13 protein-coding genes are annotated in these 21,162 nt (G+C 52.2%); 7 read left to right on the top strand and 6 right to left on the bottom strand.

Annotated features, from left to right (window positions below; all coding sequences use genetic code 11):
* Window positions 1-102: 102 nt before the first annotated feature.
* Entirely contained in the window at window positions 103-1,146 is a 1,044-nt protein-coding gene (locus CGZ75_RS09150) for a LacI family DNA-binding transcriptional regulator (RefSeq protein ID WP_089523885.1), read from the top strand.
* Between the two features lie 21 nt (window positions 1,147-1,167).
* Here the strand turns inward: CGZ75_RS09150 and CGZ75_RS09145 are convergent, their stop codons facing one another.
* Window positions 1,168-1,929, bottom strand: a complete 762-nt coding sequence (locus CGZ75_RS09145; RefSeq protein WP_176444740.1) for a DeoR/GlpR family DNA-binding transcription regulator — start codon at window positions 1,927-1,929, stop codon at window positions 1,168-1,170.
* 243 nt (window positions 1,930-2,172) lie between these two features.
* Here CGZ75_RS09145 and melA point away from each other — a divergent pair, with 243 nt between their 5' ends.
* Genes melA through CGZ75_RS09120 form a run of 5 tightly spaced genes read left to right on the top strand, consistent with a single transcriptional unit; the run spans window position 2,173 to window position 7,351 of the window.
* The gene (gene melA / locus CGZ75_RS09140) at window positions 2,173-3,474 is read left to right on the top strand and encodes an alpha-galactosidase (RefSeq protein ID WP_089523883.1); all 1,302 of its coding nucleotides are present in this window, start codon (window positions 2,173-2,175) and stop codon (window positions 3,472-3,474) included.
* Window positions 3,475-3,478: 4 nt separating this feature from the next.
* Window positions 3,479-4,420: a carbohydrate kinase family protein gene (locus CGZ75_RS09135; protein ID WP_089523882.1), complete on the top strand. Its 942-nt coding sequence runs from the start codon at window positions 3,479-3,481 to the stop codon at window positions 4,418-4,420.
* A 38-nt stretch (window positions 4,421-4,458) separates the two neighbouring features.
* A complete protein-coding gene (locus CGZ75_RS09130; protein ID WP_089523881.1) occupies window positions 4,459-5,520 on the top strand; it encodes an SIS domain-containing protein in 1,062 nt (353 codons plus the stop codon).
* Window positions 5,521-5,538: 18 nt separating this feature from the next.
* Window positions 5,539-6,408 (top strand): class II fructose-bisphosphate aldolase, encoded by an 870-nt coding sequence (locus CGZ75_RS09125; RefSeq protein ID WP_089523880.1) that lies wholly within the window; start codon window positions 5,539-5,541, stop codon window positions 6,406-6,408.
* The gene (locus CGZ75_RS09120) at window positions 6,398-7,351 is read left to right on the top strand and encodes a 1-phosphofructokinase family hexose kinase (RefSeq protein ID WP_089523879.1); all 954 of its coding nucleotides are present in this window, start codon (window positions 6,398-6,400) and stop codon (window positions 7,349-7,351) included. Before CGZ75_RS09125 ends, CGZ75_RS09120 begins: the two co-directional genes overlap by 11 nt.
* A gap of 145 nt (window positions 7,352-7,496) precedes the next feature.
* Here the strand turns inward: CGZ75_RS09120 and CGZ75_RS24470 are convergent, their stop codons facing one another.
* From CGZ75_RS24470 to CGZ75_RS09105, 4 genes are all read right to left on the bottom strand, one after another.
* On the bottom strand, window positions 7,497-7,991 hold the full coding sequence (locus tag CGZ75_RS24470) for a hypothetical protein (RefSeq protein ID WP_141136706.1): 495 nt from the start codon (window positions 7,989-7,991) through the stop codon (window positions 7,497-7,499).
* Between the two features lie 162 nt (window positions 7,992-8,153).
* Window positions 8,154-9,713, bottom strand: a complete 1,560-nt coding sequence (locus CGZ75_RS09115) for a right-handed parallel beta-helix repeat-containing protein (protein ID WP_245850754.1) — start codon at window positions 9,711-9,713, stop codon at window positions 8,154-8,156.
* 240 nt (window positions 9,714-9,953) lie between these two features.
* Entirely contained in the window at window positions 9,954-11,480 is a 1,527-nt protein-coding gene (locus CGZ75_RS09110; protein ID WP_245850753.1) for a choice-of-anchor Q domain-containing protein, read from the bottom strand.
* A gap of 251 nt (window positions 11,481-11,731) precedes the next feature.
* Window positions 11,732-13,267: a choice-of-anchor Q domain-containing protein gene (locus CGZ75_RS09105; protein WP_245850752.1), complete on the bottom strand. Its 1,536-nt coding sequence runs from the start codon at window positions 13,265-13,267 to the stop codon at window positions 11,732-11,734.
* A 477-nt stretch (window positions 13,268-13,744) separates the two neighbouring features.
* Between CGZ75_RS09105 and CGZ75_RS09100 the strand changes: the two genes are divergently transcribed.
* Window positions 13,745-17,065 (top strand): DEAD/DEAH box helicase, encoded by a 3,321-nt coding sequence (locus tag CGZ75_RS09100; RefSeq protein ID WP_089523878.1) that lies wholly within the window; start codon window positions 13,745-13,747, stop codon window positions 17,063-17,065.
* A 57-nt stretch (window positions 17,066-17,122) separates the two neighbouring features.
* Here the strand turns inward: CGZ75_RS09100 and CGZ75_RS26450 are convergent.
* Window positions 17,123-21,162 (bottom strand): beta strand repeat-containing protein (locus tag CGZ75_RS26450; protein ID WP_425436460.1); only part of this gene is annotated, 4,040 nt, incomplete at its 5' end.

Here is a 21,162-nt window from a genome sequence, read left to right as displayed (position 1 = left end):
CTCTCGGCCTAAGTTGACAGCTATTAAATATAGCCCGTATGATGGAATTATTAATTATTTGCGCAAACGTTTACTCTCATTAGACAAAGGAGTGCAAAAAAAGTGACAACGCTGAAGGATGTAGCTGAGCGCGTTGGGGTTTCCATATCGACGGTATCGAGAGTTGTTAATAATGAAGCTTCTCATTCCGTCCGGTCGGAAACACGCAGAAAGATTTGGAATGCCGTGACTGAGCTTGGATATCAACCTACCAAATCCGCTAAAAATCAGGAAGGCGACAAAAAACATCCAGCCGTGGGATCACCAGTTGGCTGCATCTTGGCCGTAACACAGAATAAGTACAATCATCCTTATTTTTCGGGAATTCTGGAAGGAATTGAAAAAGGAATTGCTGAGATGGGGTATGAGCTTGCATTTGTGCAATCGGTGGACGATCTCCGCAATCCGGCCGTATTGAACCGCATTCTCTATGAAAACACGCCGGACGGACTGATTCTCGTGGAAGGTTTGGAGCCAGACTTGTACGCGCAGCTTAAAAAGAGGATTCCGCATCTAATTGGCGTTGATGTAAGCGATCCTGGAATTCCGCGTATTACCTATGATCGGGTGGAGGCGGCGAAGGTGGTCGTTCAGCATTTGCTGCAGCAAGGTCATCGTCGAATTGCCTTTATCGGCGGTGCGGGGTTATCACATACAATAGAAAAGGAAAAACGATACAGAGGGTATCGGGAGGCGCTGTGGGAGGCCGATATTTCAATCGATCCGGATTGGGTTATTGATTGTGGCTGGGATGTAGAAAAGAGCTATCAACGGACCAAAGAACTGCTGAAAAATAAAGAAAATCGCCCAACAGCTATATTTGCCGCCAGCGATATGATCGCGATTTCAGCTATGCGGGCAGCGAACGAAAGCGGCATGCGGATACCCGACGATATTGCCTTTGCCGGCATTGATAACATCGAGATGTCCGCTTATAGCTCGCCTCCGCTTACGACCGTTCATATTCCGAAGCTCGAAATCGGAAATATTGCCGCCAAAACGCTGATTGATTACATTGGGGGACGTTATCCCGTTCCCGTTAAAATTTCGGTTCCATTTGAGCTGAAGATCCGTCAATCTTCGGTCAAGGAGCCCCGAAACAGCTAATTCCAAACCTGTAGTTCTGCTTTACAAAATCCGGATGCCTGCATCTTTAAAAGGCTCCAGCATTTCGCGAACGGCTCCCTTGTCGGTAACCAATCCTGATATGGCACGCCATTTGTCGATCAAAAAGAGAGAACTGCGTCCAAGCTTGCTGTGATCAGCTAAGGCGTAGGTTTCCAGAGACTGCTGGATCATCTTGCGATTCGTATTGGCTTCCAGTTCATTAAACGTCGTGAGTCCCCGCACAGGATCAACGCCGTCTGCTCCGAGAAAAGTCTTCTGAATCGTAATTCGCTCCAAAATCGTATCGGCAAGTGGACCCGACAGCTCGTAACTGTGTGTACGGTTGACACCGCCGGTCAGAATCAGCTCCAGGCCTGGTACACCTGCAAGCTCAAAGCCGATATTGAGCGCATTAGTAACGACCGTCAAGCGTTCAAACGGCTGTTGAATGATCCGGCGAGCGACAAACATACATGTTGTGCCGCCAGTAAGTCCGATGACATCCCCTTCTTGGATAAGGGCATAAGCTTTGTCAGCGATTTCCTTCTTCTCTTCCGGGTTCATCTCCATCTTGCGATAAAATGGAATCTCCTTGCGGATGCTCTCCAAAACGGCTCCGCCGAACATCCGGACAAGTCTTTTCTCCTGTTCGAGCGTCTCCAGATCCCGTCTGGCTGTTGCTTCAGATACTCCGAATATTTCCATTATCTCCGTTGCAGTAATAGATCCTTGTTCTTTAAGTAGAGCAATGATTCCATCACGGCGTGCAGCAATCTTGCTCATGCAGTATATCTCCTTCATACCCGAGTCTTCGCTAAAAGGCGGCTCGGGTTTCTTTAACATTATATCGTACTTACTAGCAATTTCAGAATATCACAAACGATTATCCTCGTCCACAAAAAGAGTGAAAACGATCAAATTAATGAGCGTATTTGATATAAAATCTCAAAAAATGAGTTGACTCGATCAAAATTATGTTAAATAATGAATTTGAGCAATCAATTTCATTCAATGGAGGGTATGACGTTGACGCGAATCTCGATTATTGGTTCGGGAAGCATGTTTACCAAATACTTGGCATCCGATATTTTGCAAATTCAAGGGTTTGAAGAAGGCGTGTTTGCCCTGGTCGACGTGGATGCCCGAAGGCTAGAGTTGTCGGTTAAGCTGGTGCGTCGTCTGATCGAATTAAGCGGAAAAAATTGGACGGTTGAAGCGTCGACAGATCGCAGGGAAGTCATTGCGGGTTCCCGATTTGTCATCAATCAGATCGAGGTGGCCGGACTTGAGACGGTTCGCAATGAGTTCGAAATTCCGCTTCGATACAACGTCAAGCAATGTATCGGTGATACTCTCGGGCCAGGTGGACTATTCAAAACACTACGCACGTTGCCGGTATGGCTGGAAATCGTTCGGGATATAGAAGAGCTGTGTCCCGATGCCCTCATTCTTAATTATACGAACCCGATGTCGGCCGTTACTCTGGCGACCTCTAGAGTGACGAAGTTGCCTGTCATCGGCCTCTGCCATTCGATTCAGCATTCCTCCCAACAGCTTGCCCGTTATCTGGACGTTCCTTATGAAGGGCTGGACTGGCGTTGTGGCGGCATCAATCACATGTCCTGGTTCACCCAACTTGAAGTTGACGGCAAGGATCAATACCCGGCGTTGATTGAGAAAATGTCCGACGAAGCTTTCCTTGCCAAAGATCCGGTGCGCTTTGACTTTGCCCGCCATTTTGGCGCGTTTGTCTCGGAATCAAGTGGCCACTTCTCCGAATATATTCCTTACTATCGCAAGCGACAGGATTTGATTGACCGCTACTGTGCGGCCGGATACAACGGCGCAACTGGCTTTTACGCCAATGAATGGCCGGTCTGGCGCAAAGAAATGGACGAAGAAATCGAACGGATGTTGTCTGGGGAGCAGGAAATCAAGCTAGAAAAAAGCGACGAGTACGCAGCGGTCATTATCGACAGCATCGTCAACGAGAAGCCTAATGTCATTTATGGCAACGTGCCGAATCGTGGCTTAATTGAAAACCTTCCTTTTGAAGGGGTCGTGGAAGTCGCTTGCCTCGTGGACAAAAAAGGAGTTCAGCCGACCCAATACGGTCGTTTGCCAGAGCATTTGGCAGCGCTTTGCCGCAGCAATATGGCCTTTTTCGAATTAGCTGTGCAAGCCGTACTAGAAAAAGATCGCGAGAAAGCATTGCAAGCGCTATATATTGATCCTCTGACAGCAGCAGTTTGTTCACCAGCTGAAATTAAAAGCATGTTTGAAGAGCTTTGGGAAGCCGATCGTCTCTACTTGCCGGATTGGAAGTGAATACATGAAAAGTTCAAAAGTCATTGTCATCGGAGAACTCAACGTTGATCTGATCTTTGCGGGAACCGGAATCCGTCCCGAGCCCAATCGCGAGAAACTTGTGGATGAGTTCCGTCTGGCGCTAGGCTCTTCCTCTGCCATTACGGCGGCGGGGCTGGCCGGGCTGGGCCTCGAAGTAGAGTTGGTGTCGATCGTCGGAGACGATGAATTCGGCAGATTTTGCATCAATGAGCTTGCCGGTTATGGAGTCGGCGTAGGCAACATCAAGCTGGACGGCAGCCTTCGCACAGGCGTGACCCTTTCTTTAACCGATGGAAGCGACCGGTCACTGCTCACTTACCTTGGCTCGATCGCTTCCGTCACTCCCGATCTCATTCCAGCATCCCTGTTTGAAGGAGCGTCTCATGTCCATTTTGGCTCTTTTTATTTGCAAGAGGGCATGCGTCCGCACTGGGCGGAACTGTTTCGCAGGGCGAAGGAGGCGGGACTGACAACTTCCTTTGACGTCGGCTGGGACCCCAGTGAGCAGTGGGACCGGGAGCGATTGAAGGAGCTGTTGGCATGGACCGATTGGTTCTTGCCAAGCGAAGAAGAGGCGCTAGCTATATTCGAATGCAGCGATGTTAAGGAGCTGGTGGAGCATTTGCCCCAGCGCCGTGGATATGTAGCGGTGAAAAGAGGCTCTGCCGGAGCGCTTGTCATCGGCCCGGACGGCAGTTTGACGGAAGGCAAAGCAGTTAAGGTCGTGCCGGTCGACACGACCGGTGCCGGGGATTCTTTCAACGCCGGCTGGATAACAGCTCGTCTGTCAGGGAAGTCGGATAGTGAGGCGCTGTTTTATGCCAATGCTTGCGGGGCGTTGTCTACGCTGCGCATCGGTGGCGCAGGTAGTCTGAATTTGCAAGACTTGAATCGTTTTTGCGAGGCCGAGCGCCAGCCTGAATAGGAGCATCAGCATGATGATATCGAGGAGTGACAAAATAGATGAAGGAAATCATGGGAGTTCACACATACCGGGAAATATCCGAGCAGCCGCAGGCGCTTAAGGAAGCCTATGAGGAAGCGCTTCGCCGCAAGGAATGGGCCGAAACATATTTGGGTGATGCCGAGGTTCAGCAAACTTTGTTTCTTGGATCGGGCTCTTCCTATTACCAAGCGATTACGATGGCTGCGACTTATCGTTCCTGGCTGAAGCGGCCGGCAACGGCTTTGCCTTCCTCCGATCTGTTGTTGATTCGGGAACAGGTAGTGCTTGAGCAATCTAGAACGGTAGCAATCGGCGTATCACGATCGGGTGAATCCACCGAGGTAGTTAAAGCGCTTGATTCGGTCAAGGAGCTGCCGGACTGGCGGCTCGCTGGTGTGACTTGTTATGCAGAAAGCTCCATGGCCAAGCTTGGAGACAGCCTTGTGTCCAAGCTAGGTGCAGAGAAAAGCACAGTCATGACCAAATCTCTCGCTAGTATGATCGTCGGCATGCAAACGGCAATTGCTCTTGTATCCGATCGATCCGGGGAGCATCTGCAGGAGCTGGATCAGCTTGTACAGGCGCAAGAGGAGCGGGTGCGGGAAGGGGAGCAGCTTGCGCAAGCGGCCGTATCCGCCCGGAATTTCGACCGCACAGTATTCCTCGGCATGGGAGCGATGTTCGGCATCGCGGAGGAAGGCTGCCTCAAGCTTAAGGAAATGTCCAATACATGGACGGAGAGCTTCGGAACGCTGGAATTCCGGCATGGTCCAAAGTCGATCGTAGACCAGCATACCTGCGTGATCGTACTTGTATCCGATCGGTCCCGCGAAGCGGAGCTTAAGGTTGCGCGCGAAATGCAGGACTATGGAGCGTATGTTGTCGTAGCTGCCTCCGCTGCAGGAGAAGACACTGCTTTCGCCGATGCGTTTGTGGAAACAGGCCTGGTTGGCGGCTCTGACGAAGCACGCGCCGTCGCGGCGCTTCCGTTCCTTCAATACTACGGTTATTTTACAGCGCTGAAGCGCGGCAATAATCCCGACGAACCTCGTAATCTCACGCAAGTTGTTCTTATTTGATCATCAGGAGGAATAACGATGTCTTTGGTCTCATCCACTCCGCTGCTTCAAGCCGCGCGCGCAAACGGTTATGCCGTTACCGCATTTAATGTTCATACGCTAGAAATGCTTCAAGCCGTCGTCGAAGCGGCGACGGAGCTGAACGCTCCCGTTATTTTGCAATCAACAATGGGTACGGTTAAACATCTTGGAGCTGATTATATAGTTACTGCTGCGCGGGTCGCGGCTTCCAAGACGCATGTCCCGGTCGCCCTGCATTTGGATCACTGCCATGAGTTCGAGATGATCGTCCAATGCATCCGCGCTGGATATACGTCCATTATGATCGACGCCTCCATGAAGCCCTTCGCGGATAACGTGGCGGATACAAAACGTGTGGTTGAGCTGGCCATGGCAATTGGCATCAATGTGGAAGCTGAGCTTGGCAAAGTCGGTGGCGTCGAGGACGACATTACGGTTGAGGACCATGAAGCGACACTGGCCGATCCAGAGGAATGCGAGCGTTTTGTGGCGGCAACCGGTGTTGCAACGCTGGCACCTGCTATCGGCACCGCGCATGGCATCTATAAAGGTGTGCCGAATATCGACTTTGACCGAATTGGGCGTATCGCTTCCCGCGTCGGGGTGCCGCTTGTTCTGCATGGTGGCTCCGGCATTCCGGAGGAGCAGGTGAAGCGGGCAATTGCGCTTGGCATGGCCAAAATGAACGTTGCAACTGAACTGCGAATCGTCTTTTCGGATGCGATCAAAAAGGTGTTCGCGGACAATCCCGCTGTGGACGATCCCCGCCATTATTTGAAGCCGGCGAAAGACGCGCTTCGCGAGGCCGCCAAAGAAAAAATCCGCATGTGCGGCGCGGTTGGCCGCGCGGTGGGTCATGTATCCTGAGCTTAGGTCTTCCATTGTGTGCGGAGCTCTGAATCCCGCTGTGGACAAGAGGCTCCATGTTCCCAAACTATCCATTGGCAGCGTGCAAAGAGCGACCATGCAGGAGTCGACACCAGGTGGCAAAGGGCTGAATGTTTCCAGAGCTGCCGCCTCCCTTGGCGCACAGGTCACAGCGACCGGATTTTTGGGAAGAGACAACGGAGAGTGGATTCAAACCTCTCTCTACGAATCTAGAATCGAGCAGGATTGGCTGTATGTTCAAGGACTTACGAGAATGTGTTTGAACTTAATTGATGATTCAAGCGGCATCTCAACCGAAATTCTGGAATCCGGGCCTGTTGTAAAGGAAGAAGAGGCGCAGGAGTTTTTCGGTCGATGGGAGGCGCTGAGCACGCCGGACGAATGGATGACGCTGTCGGGGAGTTTGCCGAAAGGGCTGGATGATAGTTATTACGCCGAGCTGATCGCTATATCCCGTTCCAAAGGAGCCAATATTGTCTTGGATACGAGCGGAGCGGCACTAATTCAGGGAATTGAGGCGGGTCCGCATACGATCAAGCCTAACGAAGAGGAGTTCAGGCAGTGGACCGGAGCCGATCCGCGTAATAGGGCCGCTGTGCAGCAGCTTATGTCCGAGCTTGTCCTTAAGGGAGTTAAAGTACTAATCGTTTCGCTTGGCAAGGAAGGATGCATCGCAGCAACAGCGGAGGGCGAGCTGTGGCGAGCTGTTCCGCCTGCGATCAACGCGGTTAACGCCGTCGGCAGCGGCGACTGTTTTGTCGCCGGCTGGACTGTGGCGAATGCGAGAGGGTTCACAGTTGCGCAGTCCTTGCGGTTAGCGACGGCAGCGGGCGCCGCCAATGCGATGTCCAGCAGCACAGGTATGATCAGTATGGCAGACACAGCAAAGCTGTCTGTGTTGACGCAGGTAGAGCGCTGGTAGGATTAATAAGAACAACAATAGGCCGCCGTTTCGTTGTCTACTGATAACGAAGCGGCGGCCTTGTTTTTTGTTATAGCAAATTTTGCGCTTTACTGGTCATGTCTATTTCAGAAACTCTTGAGATTCAGAGAAAGGTTCGAGCTAGTTATAATAATACGGGAGCGTCTGTAAGGGTAAGATTTGTACCGTTGATTGTATAGGTGACTACAGTAGAAGTAAATCGGTCCATGACCCATCCTGAGTATGTTCCCGCTCTTCCTGATACCAATGTTGTTTCCATAACACCGACACCAGTGCCTCCAAGCACTATGCCAAATCCGGCATAGGCTGTACGTGTTAGTGCTAAAACAGAGCTTACCTCAAATCCATAATAAGTGTTCGGTGGAATTGCTACGTGAGCCGGTGGACCCGGCGGTTCAAAATCCCCTCTACTAAGCGTTAACACTACAGATGAACTGGAGTCATTTGTAAGCCTAAAATTTCTTGAAGATGCAATGGAGAGATCTTCATCGACGCCGCTATTATTAAATGAAGATCCGCAAAATACGCTAACTACAATAACCAGCAAAATAAATAAAACAAGAATTATTCCGAGAGTTGACCCTTTGAAAGTGCTGACAACGGCCTGTTCTTTGTTCATTCTCTATTCCTCCCAATGATGTTCTATCATCATAATATGAGGAAGAAATAGGAAGGTTCGGGCTGTCCTCAGATAGAGCCGTTGAGTTAATGAAAAAAAAAGCCATAGCGGCACAGGATTAAATCCTGAGCATCGCTATGGCTTTTTACATGCTTGAAGATGTTACTTTACTTCATAAGCCCCGATATCAACCGAGGAACCGGCAACCCGTGCTTTACCGGCCAGATCGGTCGCGCCGATAATTGCCGTAAGCTTTTCCCCTTTGTTTATAGCTGGGGAAGAAGTGTTCAGACGGTAATCGCGAGCGGCTGCGTTCACGAAGAGTGGATTGGCAAATACGGAGTTTGCATCGTTTTTAGTGGCCTTTTTATAGGCGGCAAAGTTTTTGTAGGTACTGTTTTTCCATGTCCATTCCGATCCATTTGCTCCGCCAGTTCCATAGTAGAGATTAAAATTCACCACGTTGCCGCTGTTTTTGGCATATTGATTCTGAATCATAATGTTGGAAGAGCTGGCAACCAGGATGTTGTTTTTGATGATGTTGTTTCTGGTATCGTATTGAAGCAATATCTGGCCGCCCTCATAGCCGATCGTGTCGTTCTGGACGAGCGTATTGTTGACAATTTTGCTGTCGACGGTGGAGCCGCGTGCCGTATCGTAACCGCCGATCGCAATGCCGGTATAGCTGTTTCCGTAGATCAAATTGTTGCGCAGCGTAATGCCGCTGGTGGATTTGCCTTGATGCTCGCTAGCGAGCTCAACGCCGATGTCATTGTTGTAGCTTTTGTTGCGTTCAATGACAACGTTTTTGCCGCCATCAACATAGATTCCGCCGGCGGAATACTGATCGTTCGGAACAGGGCCGTAGGACGGATTTTTCGTAGCGGTAGTGTTGTAGACGGTGTTGCCGCTTACGAGTCCGTTGCGGGCTTGATCGTTTTGGGGAGCGGTACCCTCGAAACCAATGATGTCGATTCCGATGTTATCGTTGTCATGGACGAGGTTATTGGTCACCTTGAACGTATCAACGTTGCCATTCAGAACGAGCGCCTCGCTTGATCCAAGCACGAGATTCGACAGTTCGTTTCCAGTAATCGTAATATTTTTCAAAGCGGTGGATTCGGTTCCGTAAACGGCGATTCCGTGCGCGTTCCGGCCGGACCAATCGTCGCCGTCTCTTCTTACTTTGGCGTTGCTCTCGATACGATGCACTTTATTTCCGCTCAGCTCAATATTGCTGCCAGATCCGAATATGGAGATTCCCATCGGCACTTCGTCATATACAGAAGTTTTAAAGTTGCGAACCTCAAAACCTTTAAATTTGATATTGCTGGCATTGGAGATTTCGACGAGACCTTCGCTCTGATCGGAAACTTTAAGGCCGCTTCCATCGATTACGGCTTTTTCATTAGAATAGCTCTGGAAGATGATTGGGGCGGCAGCTGTGCCGGATTTGGTAATTTTCAGCTTCTGATTGTAAGTACCGCCACGCACATATACGGTATCGCCAGGAGCAGCTGTATTGGCAGCTTTCTGAATCGTTTTAAAGGCGGAGCCTGTGCTCGTTCCCGAATTGCTGTCACTGCCTGTTGGCGAAACATAATAGGAGGAGCTTGCATGTACGATAGATTCATTCCCGGCAAACTGGAAGGTGGAGATAGCTGTTGCTGCAGCGGTAGCCATGAGGGCTAGTTTCAATCTTTTTTGTGTGTGCTTCATCATGGAGTCTCCTTTTATCGATAAATGAGTTTAAAATGGCGGACCTGCACTAGGTTTATATCATTTATGCAAATATACTGTCAACTTCAAGAGCCTACTCAAGCTGACTTTTGTTACTATTTTCATAGAAAAACAAACTAAAACTATTATAAATGAAATATTTTTAATATAACTGCATTGCAATGATGCTAACTTGGAAAAAAGAAAGGCTGCTCCACGATGGGGCAGCCTTATTAAATAATATTATTGTTTCTCGTACGCTCCGATATCGACGGTGCCGCCAAGAACTCGTGCGTTGCCGGCAAAATCATTGGAGCCGATAATCGCAGTATCCGTGCTGCCGGCGTTAATGGCCGGGGAGCCAGTGCCGAGAGTGAAGTTGGAGCTTGTTGCGCCTACGAACAGAGGGTTGGTTACCACAGAGTTCGCATCGTTGCCGGTTGAAGACTTGTACGTGCTAAAGTTTGTATAAGAGGACGTTTTCCAGTTCCATTTCAGGCCGGATGTCCCGTTTACACCGTAGTACAGGTTGTTGTTCACGATATTTCCGCTGTTTTGGGTGAATTGATTTTGGATCAAAATGCCTGAAGAGCTGGCAACCATAATATTGTTTTTGATGATGTTGTTTCTGGTGTCGAACTGAATGAGCAGCTGGCCGCCGTCATTGCCGACGGTATCATTATTGTAGAGAGTGTTGTTGACAATTTTGCTGTCCACTGTGGAGCCCCGCTCGGTATCGTAACCGCCGATGGCGATTCCTGTGTATCTGTTGTTGTAGATAAGGTTGTTGCGGACGGTAATGTTGGAGGTGGATTTGCCCTTCCATTCACTTGCTACCTCGATGCCCATATCATTGTTGAAGCTACGGTTTTGTTCAATGACCACGTTTTTGCCGCCATCTACATAAATGCCGCCTGCACAGTAGCAGTTGCTCTCATAAGCGGGGTTATTTTTAACGGCTATATTCGAAATACTGTTGCCGCGAATAACACCGTTGCGAGCTTGGTCATATCCGTTAGGTGCTGTTTGCTCAAAGCCGATAATATCGATACCGATGTTGTCGTTATCGCGAACGATGTTGTTCGTAATCGAGAACCCGTCTACGTTGCCGTTAAGTACCATGGACTCGCTGCTTCCCAATACGAGATTGCTCAGCGTATTGCCATCAATCGTAATATTGCTCCAAGGGGTTGTTTTTGAGCCGTAAACGGAAATACCGTGAGCGTTTCTGCTGCTAGAAGAAGTGTTTTTAATATTATTTACGTTATTATTCCGAAGTTCGATGTTGCTGCCTGAACCCTCAAGGGCAATACCTACCGGGACGGCTCCGGAGCTTGACGTTTGGAAGTTGCGAATTTCGAAGCCTTGAACTTTGATGTTGCTGACATTCGCCATATGGACAAGGCCCTCGCGGCCGCTGACGGACAAGCTGCTGCCGTTAATAACAACTGCGCCATTATTATAGTTTTGGAATGTAATTGGCGAACCAGATGTTCCAGACTTGGTGATTTTCAGCTTTTGATTGTACGTGCCTGCCATAACCAATACGGAATCTCCGGCATTAGCCGTATTGGCGGCTTTTTGCAGCGTTTTGAAAGCGGCGCCTGTGCTTGTCCCTGCGTTGCTGTCGCTTCCCGAAGTGGAAACATAATAGGAAGTAGCAGCGTGTACGGTAGTTGCAGGACCGACCAATTGAAAAGCTGAGACGGCGATTGCCACTGTGGTCACCATTGCTCCCAGTTTGAAACCTTTAAATCTGGTCTTTGTCATAAATCATTCTCCTTTTTTCGTTAAAATAGTCATCTTATGCCGATCTCTGGCTGTCGTTGCTGCCGATTCACCTCCTTATGAAAGCGTACTAACAATTGCGCAAAAGAAAAGAAAAAGTTGCGCAAAACCCTGCAACTTGTTTATAACATTTTCCAAATTGAGTGTCAACGCTGAAAAAATAATTTAAGTCGATTTTTGGCGGAATAAAAAAGGCTGCTTCTGGAGTTGAAGCAGCCTGATAGGGGAGCGAATTATTGTTTTTCGTATGCGCCGATATCAACTATGCCGCCGAGAACTCGCGCGTTGCCAGCCAGATCGGTGGAGCCGATGATGGAAGTATCCGTATTGCCTGTGTTAATGGCCGGAGATCCTGTATTCAGCGTAAAGTTTGTTGTTGGGCTTGCTAGCTGCGGGTTCGCTACGATGGAATGGGCATCGTTGCCGGTTGAAGATTTGTACGTGCTAAAGTTTGTATAACCAGAAGTTTTCCAGTTCCATGTTAAGCCCGATGTTCCGCCAACGCCGTAATAGAGGTTGTAGTCCACAACATTGCCGGAGTTTTGGGTGAATTGGTTTTGGATCAAAATTTTGGACGAGCTGGCTACCAAAATATTGTTTTTAATGATGTTGTTTTTGGTATCAAATTGAATAAGCAGCTGACCGCCTTCTTGACCGACCAAATCGTTGTTGTAAAGGGTGTTGTTGACGATTTTGCTATCTGTAGTGGAGCCGCGCTGGGTATCGTAACCGCCGATGGCGATTCCCGTGTAGCTGTTATTATGAACCAGGTTGTTGCGCACGGTGATAAAAGAGGTGGATTTGGTCGGCCATTCGCTGGCCACTTCAATGCCGATGTCATTGTTGTAGCTGCGGTTGCGTTCAATGACCACGTTTTTGCCGCCATCGACATAAATTCCGCCTGCCGAGTAATCCGTTGATGGGTAGGAAGGATTCCCTTGAACGCTGACATTATAGATGTTATTGCCGCTAACGACGCCGTTGCGAGCTTGGTCGAGGGATGAATTAGGGGCCTTTCCTTCAAACCCGATAATATCGATGCCGATGTTGTCGGAGTGATGGATGGCATTGTTGGTCACGGAAAACCCGTCGACGTTGCCGTTCAGCACAAGCGCTTCACTAGATCCTAATGTGAGGTTATTTAGCGTGTTGCCGTCAACGGTAACATTGCTCCAGGAAGTCGTACTCGTTCCATAAACGGCGATTCCGTGGGCATCCCGTCCTTCACGGTCGCTGCCTGTTGGTGTCGCTGTGCTTGCGATATGATGAACGTTGTTATTTCGGATTTCAACATTGCTGCCGGCGCCGGTAGCAAATATTCCGACAGCCGCATTCCCATTTGTTGAGGTTTTGTAATTGCGGATTTCAAATCCTTGAACTTTAATGTTGCTGGCGTTTGTAATTTGTACAATGCCTTCCATGCCGCTTACGGATAGGCCTGTGCCGTCGATAACGGCAACATCGGTATTGTAGTTGCGGAATGTAATTGGTGCAGATGAAGTTCCGGAGTTTGTAATTTTCAGTTTTTGATTGTATGTGCCTGCCAGCACATAAACGGTGTCGCCAGGCCCTGCTGTGTTGGCGGCTTTTTGCAGCGTTTTGAAGGCAGAGCCTGTGCTTGTGCCTGCGTTGCTGTCACTGCCGGAGGTTGACACATAGTAGGAGGCAGCCGCGTGGACGGCCGGTGGGGCACCAATTAGTTGAAAAGCAGTAAAAGCGATTGCCGCTGCGGAGACCATAGCTCCGATTTTAAGGCCTTTTGGTTTCATAAAATACTCTCCTTTGTCTAATGGGTTAACATTGCTTGTGCCGATACCGGGCTGCTGTTCTTTTTCATCACCTTCTGCGAGAAATAGGGTGAAATTTTGGAGTTTGCGTGATAATTGCGCAAATTTACGCAACTCGGTTATATCATTTTGCATATTTCAGTGTCAATCTGATTTTTTTTATTTTTCAGGAAGCGATTTGATGGACGAGAGTATTTAAAGACGTGAATTAGTTATTAATTTTAATTAAAATATTAAAAAATAAATTGAAATGAATCGGGGGAGTGTTGATTTTTCTTGATATTCATGAATTAATCGCCTTTTTTAATTTCCACATATTTGTAGCTGAGGAACTGTGTTTTAACTGTTCTGATCCATGCGAACAGTTCCCAATTCCATGGTATGATAAAGAGAATTGCAACCGGACCGAAGGCCTGTCCTTGTTGGGCCTGATCGGGTGGAGGAAGGAAGACGCAAGGTATGCAAAAGGAACAATGGAGCGAGTCCGAAATTCAGCTGCGCTGCGGCAAGCTGTCGAGCCGCAAGGGCAAGGAATTGGCTGCGGATGGGCTCGTTGTGATACAGGAATGGCTTCCGGGGGCGGACCGCCTGTCAGCAGACATTTTGGGCAAAGACGCCGCAAGGGTGGAGCTGGCTTTTGGCAAGCATGGGCTGACTGAAGCAAGCTGCAGCTCCTGTCCGTCTCTCGGTTCTTATGATAAAAGCTGCAAACATATCGCTGCGGCCCTGTACGCCGTAAGGCAGAGGGAGCAGGGAATGCCGCGTGCCGCTGCGCAAAACGGCGGGGCAGATGCAGATCATGGGGATCATGCAGATCATGCCGATCAAGGTGAGCGTCTTCATCGTTCGGAGAAGCAAACGGAGCCTGTTCCAGCAGCACTCGCCAATGTTATGGCTGCTTTTACCAATCGTCAGCGTGCCGATTCGGCATTGATTCGTCCGGCTTTATTTGACCAGCGCGAGACGCTCGGAATGAGATTGAAGTTCCAGCCTAGGGTCATGCGAGAGACGCTGCTATTGGCCGTTAGCCTCAACGTTTTTGTTGAAGGAGGCTGGCAGCCGATTTACCGTTTGAGAAGTTTTTTGGAGAGAGTGACAGAGGGGCGCGCGGCAACGATAACCCGGAGATCGGCCTATGATCCGGAGAGGCACCGGTTCGCAGAAGGGACGGCTGCTTTGATTCGCCAATTGGGAAGGATTGTGTCTACGGAAAAGTTGCTTCGATCGGAGGCGGACGGGCTGAATGGTCTTCGGCGAGAGGAGCTGCTGGAAATTCCTCCGGCGGAGTGGCCCTCGTTGTCCCGGCTGGCAGAGGTTTGTTCCGAAGCCCGTTTGCGCCAAGGAGAGCATGAGCAGTCTTTTGCCCCGGACCGTACCGGTTCGATGGGAATTAGCTTTGAGCTATCTTCCGGTTTAAAGGGAGGGGGAGTTCTTGCGGCGGAAGGGCTTGATGAATTGCTCGTTTTGGACGCATACGGCATCGTGCTTCAACGTGGCAAGCTGCATGAATGCGGTGGCGAGATTTGCGGGAGGCTGGCGGCTCTGCAACAGCTGTTTCGAGCGTCCTCGAATGCAGGGATCAGTCTAAACCGGGATCAGCTGGAAGAGCTGAGCCGGCATGTGCTGCCCGGGCTTGGAAGGCTGGCGGAGGTGCGGTTAAGCGGTTCAATGGCGGAGCGGATCGAACATCCGCCTTTGAAAGCAAAGCTGTATTTGGATCGAGTGAGGGACAGGCTGCTGGCGGATCTGGAATTCCAATATGGAGAGGAAATGTTTCGGCCCTTTCAGCAAGAAGAGCGGCGTGCAACCGGCAAGCTGCTCGTCCGCGATTGCGAGAAGGAGTATGACATTCTGGAGCTTATGGGCGAAGGCCGAATGAGCTTGACCGAGCGCGGCTGTTTTTTGGACGGCGAAGAGGATGAGTTTCATTTTTTATATACGGTGCTTCCGCGATTGGAAGAGTTTGTGCAGGTGTACGCGACAACAGCGGTGAAAACGCGGCTTCATGTGCAGGCACAACCGCCCATCATCCGTGTCTATCCTGACGAGCGCACCGATTGGCTGGAATTCCGCTTTGAGTTGGACGGAGTTCCCGAGTCGGAAATACGCGCTGTGCTGCTTTCGTTGGAAGAAAAGCGGCCGTACTATCGTTTGCGCAATGGGTCGCTGCTGCCGCTGCAGTCAGAAGCTTACCAGGAAATGATTCGTTATATTAATGAGACGGGTTTCACCTATGCTGATAAAACTTCATATGGGTACCGGATGCCGGCGCCTGCGGGAGTGCCTTTGCTCGAAGCGGCGGCTTCCAGTCCGGTTGTTCACACCAGTGAGCAGGCCAAACAGCTGCTGCAGACGCTCAAGGGGGCGGGACAGGCGAATTATCCGCTTCCGGCTCAGCTTGACGATGTTATGCGAGATTATCAGAAGGCCGGTTACCAATGGATGAAGACACTGGCGGCTTACCGGTTCGGCGGCATTTTGGCAGATGAAATGGGGCTTGGCAAAACGCTTCAGGCCATCGCGTTCATGATGTCCCTGCTCCCGGAAATTCGCGCTGAGCGGCGGCCTGTGCTGGTCGTATGTCCCTCTTCACTTGTATACAACTGGGCAGCCGAGCTGGAACGTTTTGCTCCGAACATGCGTGTGCTGATTCCGGACGGCGCCAAAAAAGAGCGTTTGCGAAAGCTGGACTCTATAAAAGAGGTGGACATTGTTGTTGCCTCCTACCCGCAGCTTCGCTTGGATGGGGAAGCGTACGCGGCATATCCCTATACTGCGCTTATTTTAGATGAGGCCCAGAGTATCAAAAACGAGTCGACACTTACCGCAAAAGCAGTGACTCAAGTGAGCGCAGAGTACAAATTTGCTTTAACCGGAACGCCGGTGGAAAATCACGCAGCTGATTTGTGGTCCATTTTCCATGCGGTATTCCCTCGTCTCTTGGGCAGCAAAAAGCAATTTGAGGAGCTTCGCAGGGAGGAGCTTGCTGCGCGGGTACGTCCCTTCTTGCTGAGAAGGCTGAAGAGCAGCGTATTGGCAGAGCTGCCAGATAAAATCGAGACACTCCAAAGCGCAGAGCTGCTGCCAGAGCAGAAGAAATTGTATGCCGCTTATCTTGTGCAGCTGCAGCAGGAGACTCTGAAGCATATCGATAAAGACGAATTGGAGCAAAATCGCATCCGTATTTTGGCAGGCATAACAAGGCTCAGGCAAATTTGCGGTCATCCCGGCTTGTTCGTGGAAGATTATGCGGGAGGTTCGGCCAAGCTGGAGCAGCTGGTCGGATTGGTCAAGGATGCGCTGGAGTCCGGCCGCCGCCCGCTCGTATTTTCCCAATTCACCACAATGCTAGGCATCATTCGCCGGAGGCTCGAGGATTCAGGCTTGGATTGTTTCCAGCTGGACGGCTCGACGCCGGTCCGAGACAGAGTGCCGATGTGCCGCCGTTTTAACGAAGGGGAGCGGGATGTATTTTTGCTGTCCTTAAAAGCTGGAGGGACCGGCTTGAATTTAACGGGGGCGGATACGGTCATTTTATACGATCTGTGGTGGAATCCGGCTGTGGAGCAGCAAGCGATGGACCGGGCGCATCGAATGGGGCAGAAGCGGGTCGTGCATGTCATTCGACTGCTTGCGCGAGGCACGATTGAGGCTAAAATGCATCAGCTCCAGCAGCGCAAGCAAGGGCTGATGGAGGAGCTTGTCCAGCCGGGCGGGATGGAATCGGATGGTTTATCCGATGCGGAGCTGAGGGAGCTGCTCGGTTTAGCAGGACAATAATGGAAAAACTCCGGTTGGCCGCTTCGGAAGCGGAACCGGAGTTTTTTTTGCGCGGAATCAGACCATTTGGTGCACGGACCAGGTCGAGACGGAGGAGCCCACGCCGCCTAGGTTGAGGTTCACCGTCAGGCCGTTCGCGACGTAAAAAATGCCGATTACATCGCCTGCATTTAATTCATATTCGCCTGTCATCGTGACGGTGGAGGAGCCGAGAATAGCCCTCAGCGTGAGCAGTAGCAGTATATTTACGTCTAGGATCGGGAACAACCCTGTGACCAAGTCCGTAGTAGTTGGAGCAGTTCTTCGTATGATAAACGCCGGGTTGATTGCAGCGCCAAGTGAGATGGATAGTGCTGCCGTAGTTGTGTAGCTGAGCGTTGCTTCGATGGAGTAACGACCGGTCACAGGAACGGTATAGTTGCCGGTTGTTGCGTTGAATCCCGTACCATTGTAAAACGGTAATGTGGTAGACCAGTTCGTTAACTGAGCACTGGTTGTTGCCGTGCTTGGCGCTCTGGTTGCTGAAAAGCCATTGGCTAAAATGTTAGGGCCTGTGGCGCCGGTAAAACCGGTGGAACCAGTAGCTCCGGTAGTTCCGGTTCTACCGGTGGCTCCGGTAGGACCTGTGGCGCCAGTAGCCCCGGTGACAGAAGCTCCAGTGGCGCCAGTGGAGCCAGTGGCCCCGGTAGCTCCAGTGGCGCCTGTGGAGCCAGTTGCGCCGGTAGCCCCAGTGACTGAAGCACCAGTGGCACCTGTGGAACCCGTGGCCCCGGTAGCCCCGGTGACCCCGGTGACCCCGGTGATAGAAGCTCCAGTGACGCCCGTGGAGCCAGTTGCGCCGGTAGCCCCGGTGACAGAAGCTCCAGTGGCACCTGTGGAGCCCGTGGCCCCGGTAGCCCCGGTGACCCCGGTAGCCCCGGTGACCCCGGTGACCCCGGTAATAGAAGCTCCAGTGGCGCCCGTGGAGCCAGTTGCGCCGGTAGCCCCGGTGACAGAAGCTCCAGTGGCACCTGTGGAGCCCGTGGCCCCGGTAGCCCCGGTGACCCCAGTGACCCCGGTGATAGAAGCTCCAGTGGCACCAGTGGCGCCTGTGGAGCCGGTAGCGCCGGTAGCGCCGGTAGCGCCGGTAGCGCCGGTAGCCCCGGTCACGCCTGTAGAGCCGGTAAAGCCAGTCACGCCCGTAGCGCCCGTAAACCCAGTTACTCCGGTCGCCCCAGTAGAGCCAGTAACGCCTGTAGTCCCAGTCAAACCTGTCGAACCGGTAGCCCCAGTGGAGCCAGTAATGCCAGTAGCTCCAGAAGAACCGGTGTTTCCGGTAGCCCCCGTGAACCCAGTCAATCCAGTCGTACCAGTAATGCCTGTGGTTCCTGTATCGCCCGTAGCGCCGGTAACTCCTGTAACCCCAGTCGTGCCTGTAAAGCCGGTGTTGCCTGTTTCTCCAGTCTGCCCAGTGCTGCCTGTGGATCCGGTGATCCCCGTAGCCCCAGTTAATCCAGTACTGCCCGTAGAGCCCGTAGTGCCGGTTGCTCCAGTTAAGCCCGTAGTTCCTGAGGATCCGGTGCCGCCTGTAGCGCCAGTTGGTCCAGTGTGGCCAGTAGCTCCTGTGAACCCAGTCGGTCCAGTCGAGCCTGTAGGACCGGTATCGCCAGTAGCCCCTGTGGATCCAGTCGCTCCCGTCGAACCAATAGAACCGGTAACGCCGGTGAATCCGATGCTGCCCGTAGTGCCCGTGATTCCAGTCGGTCCAGTCGCACCTGTAGAGCCAGTGTCGCCCGTAGCGCCAGTAGCTCCTGTAAAGCCAGTCGAACCAGTACTGCCGGTCGCACCATTGAACCCAGTCGCTCCAGGTGAACCAGTAGCGCCGGTGGTTCCAGTGCTGCCAGTAGAGCCAGTCAGTCCAGTCTCGCCCGTAGCTCCGGTCGAACCTATAGAGCCGGTGTCGCCAGTGAAGCCAGTCGCTCCTGTGAGTCCAGTCGCTCCAGTCGTTCCCGTGGAGCCGGTGTCACCTGTCGCCCCAGTAAAGCCAGCAGCTCCTGTAAATCCAGTCGCACCGGTAATGCCGATAGTTCCGGTGCTGCCAGTAGTCCCCGTGAACCCAGTCACTCCGGTCGAACCAGTAGAGCCGGTGTCGCCAATAGCGCCAGTCGATCCAGTGCTGCCAGTCGCTCCTGTGAGCCCCGTAGCTCCGGTTGAACCAGTAGGGCCAGTGTCGCCAGTAACGCCCGTAGCCCCAGTCAAACCAGTGGAGCCAGTGTCACCTGTACTGCCGATCGTTCCGGTGAACCCAGTTGCCCCAGTCGAACCTGTAGAGCCAATGTCACCAGTAACACCGGTTGGTCCGGTGCTGCCGGTAGTCCCTGTGAACCCAGACGGTCCAGTCGAACCTGTAGAACCGGTGTTCCCAGAATCTCCTGTAAAACCAGTTGGTCCAGTTGAACCTGTCGCCCCAGTAAAACCCGTAGTTCCTGTAGAGCCGGTATCACCAGTGGCGCCGGTCGTTCCGATGCTGCCAGTAGTTCCCGTGAGTCCGGTCGCGCCAGTCGAACCTGTAAAGCCGGTGTCACCAGTAGTGCCAGTCGGTCCAGTGTTGCCAGTAGCCCCTATGAAACCAGTAGCTCCGGTCGAACCTGTAGAGCCAGTGGCACCGGTTGGACCAGTGTTACCAGTAGCTCCGGTCGAACCTTTAGAACCGGTGTCGCCAGTAAAACCGGTAGTTCCGGCGCTGCCAGTAGCTCCCGTGAACCCAGTCGTTCCAGTCGCACCTGTAAAGCCGGTGTCGCCAGTGGCGCCGGTTGGACCAGTGTTGCCAGTAGTTCCGGTGAACCCAGTCGCTCCCGTCGAACCAGTAGCGCCGGTGGTTCCAGTGTTGCCAATCGCTCCGGTGACCCCCGTAGCTCCGGTCGCGCCTGTAGAGCCGGTGTCGCCAGTGAAGCCAGTAGTTCCGGCGCTGCCAGTAGCTCCCGTGAGCCCAGTCGCACCTGTAGAGCCGGTGTCGCCGGTGTCGCCCGTGGAGCCGGTTGGACCAGTGTTGCCAGTAGTTCCGGTGAACCCAGTTGCTCCCGTCGAACCAGTAGCGCCGGTGATTCCAGTGTTGCCAGTCGCTCCGGTGACCCCCGTAGCTCCGGTAGCACCTTTAGAACCGATGTCACCAGTGAAGCCAGTAGCTCCTGTGAGTCCAGTCGCTCCAGTCGTACCCGTGGAGCCGGTGTCACCTGTCGCCCCAGTAAAGCCTGTAGTCCCAGTAGAACCGGTGTCGCCAGTAGCGCCGGTTGCACCAGTGTTGCCAGTAGCTCCTGTAAATCCAGTCGCACCGGTAACGCCGGTAGTTCCGGTGCTACCAGTTGCTCCCATGAGTCCAGTCGCTCCGGTCGAACCTGTAAAACCGATGTCGCCCGTGGAGCCGGTCGGCCCAGTGTTGCCCGTAGCGCCCGTGGCCCCAGTCGAACCAGTATCTCCAGTAGCGCCGGTCGTCCCGGTGTTGCCAGTAGTCCCCGTGAACCCAGTAGCGCCGGTCGCACCTGTAGAACCGATATCGCCAGTAACGCCGGTGGAGCCGGTGCTGCCAGTAACTCCGGTGAATCCAGTTAATCCAGTCAAACCTGTGGAACCAGTAGCCCCAGTGACACCAGTAAAGCCTGTAGCTCCGGTGTAGCCCGTGGAGCCGGTCGTTCCGGTAAGTCCGGTCGCTCCAGCGGAACCAGTAACACCAGTGACTCCCGTAGCTCCGGTCAAACCAGTAGAGCCCGTGTTACCAGTAGTTCCGGTGAGTCCAGTCGATCCCGTCGAACCAGTATCGCCGGTCGACCCGGTGTTGCCAGTAGCGCCCGTGAACCCAGTCGACCCAGTCGAACCAGTCGAACCAGTTGAACCTGTAGAACCTGTAGAACCTGTAGAACCTGTAGAACCTGTAGAACCTGTAGAACCTGTAGAACCGGTAGAGCCAGTAGAACCTGTAGAACCTGTAGAACCTGTAGAACCGGTAGAGCCAGTAGAGCCAGTAGAGCCAGTAGTGCCGGTCGTTCCCATGAGTCCAGTCGCTCCGGTCGAACCAGTAGAACCGGTATCGCCAGTAGCGCCGGTCAGTCCAGTGTTACCAG

Source organism: Paenibacillus herberti, assembly GCF_002233675.1.
GTDB classification, from domain to species: domain Bacteria; phylum Bacillota; class Bacilli; order Paenibacillales; family Paenibacillaceae; genus Paenibacillus_O; species Paenibacillus_O herberti.
Note: the sequence above shows the minus strand (reverse complement) of the source record. Positions and strands in the feature narration are given on the sequence as shown.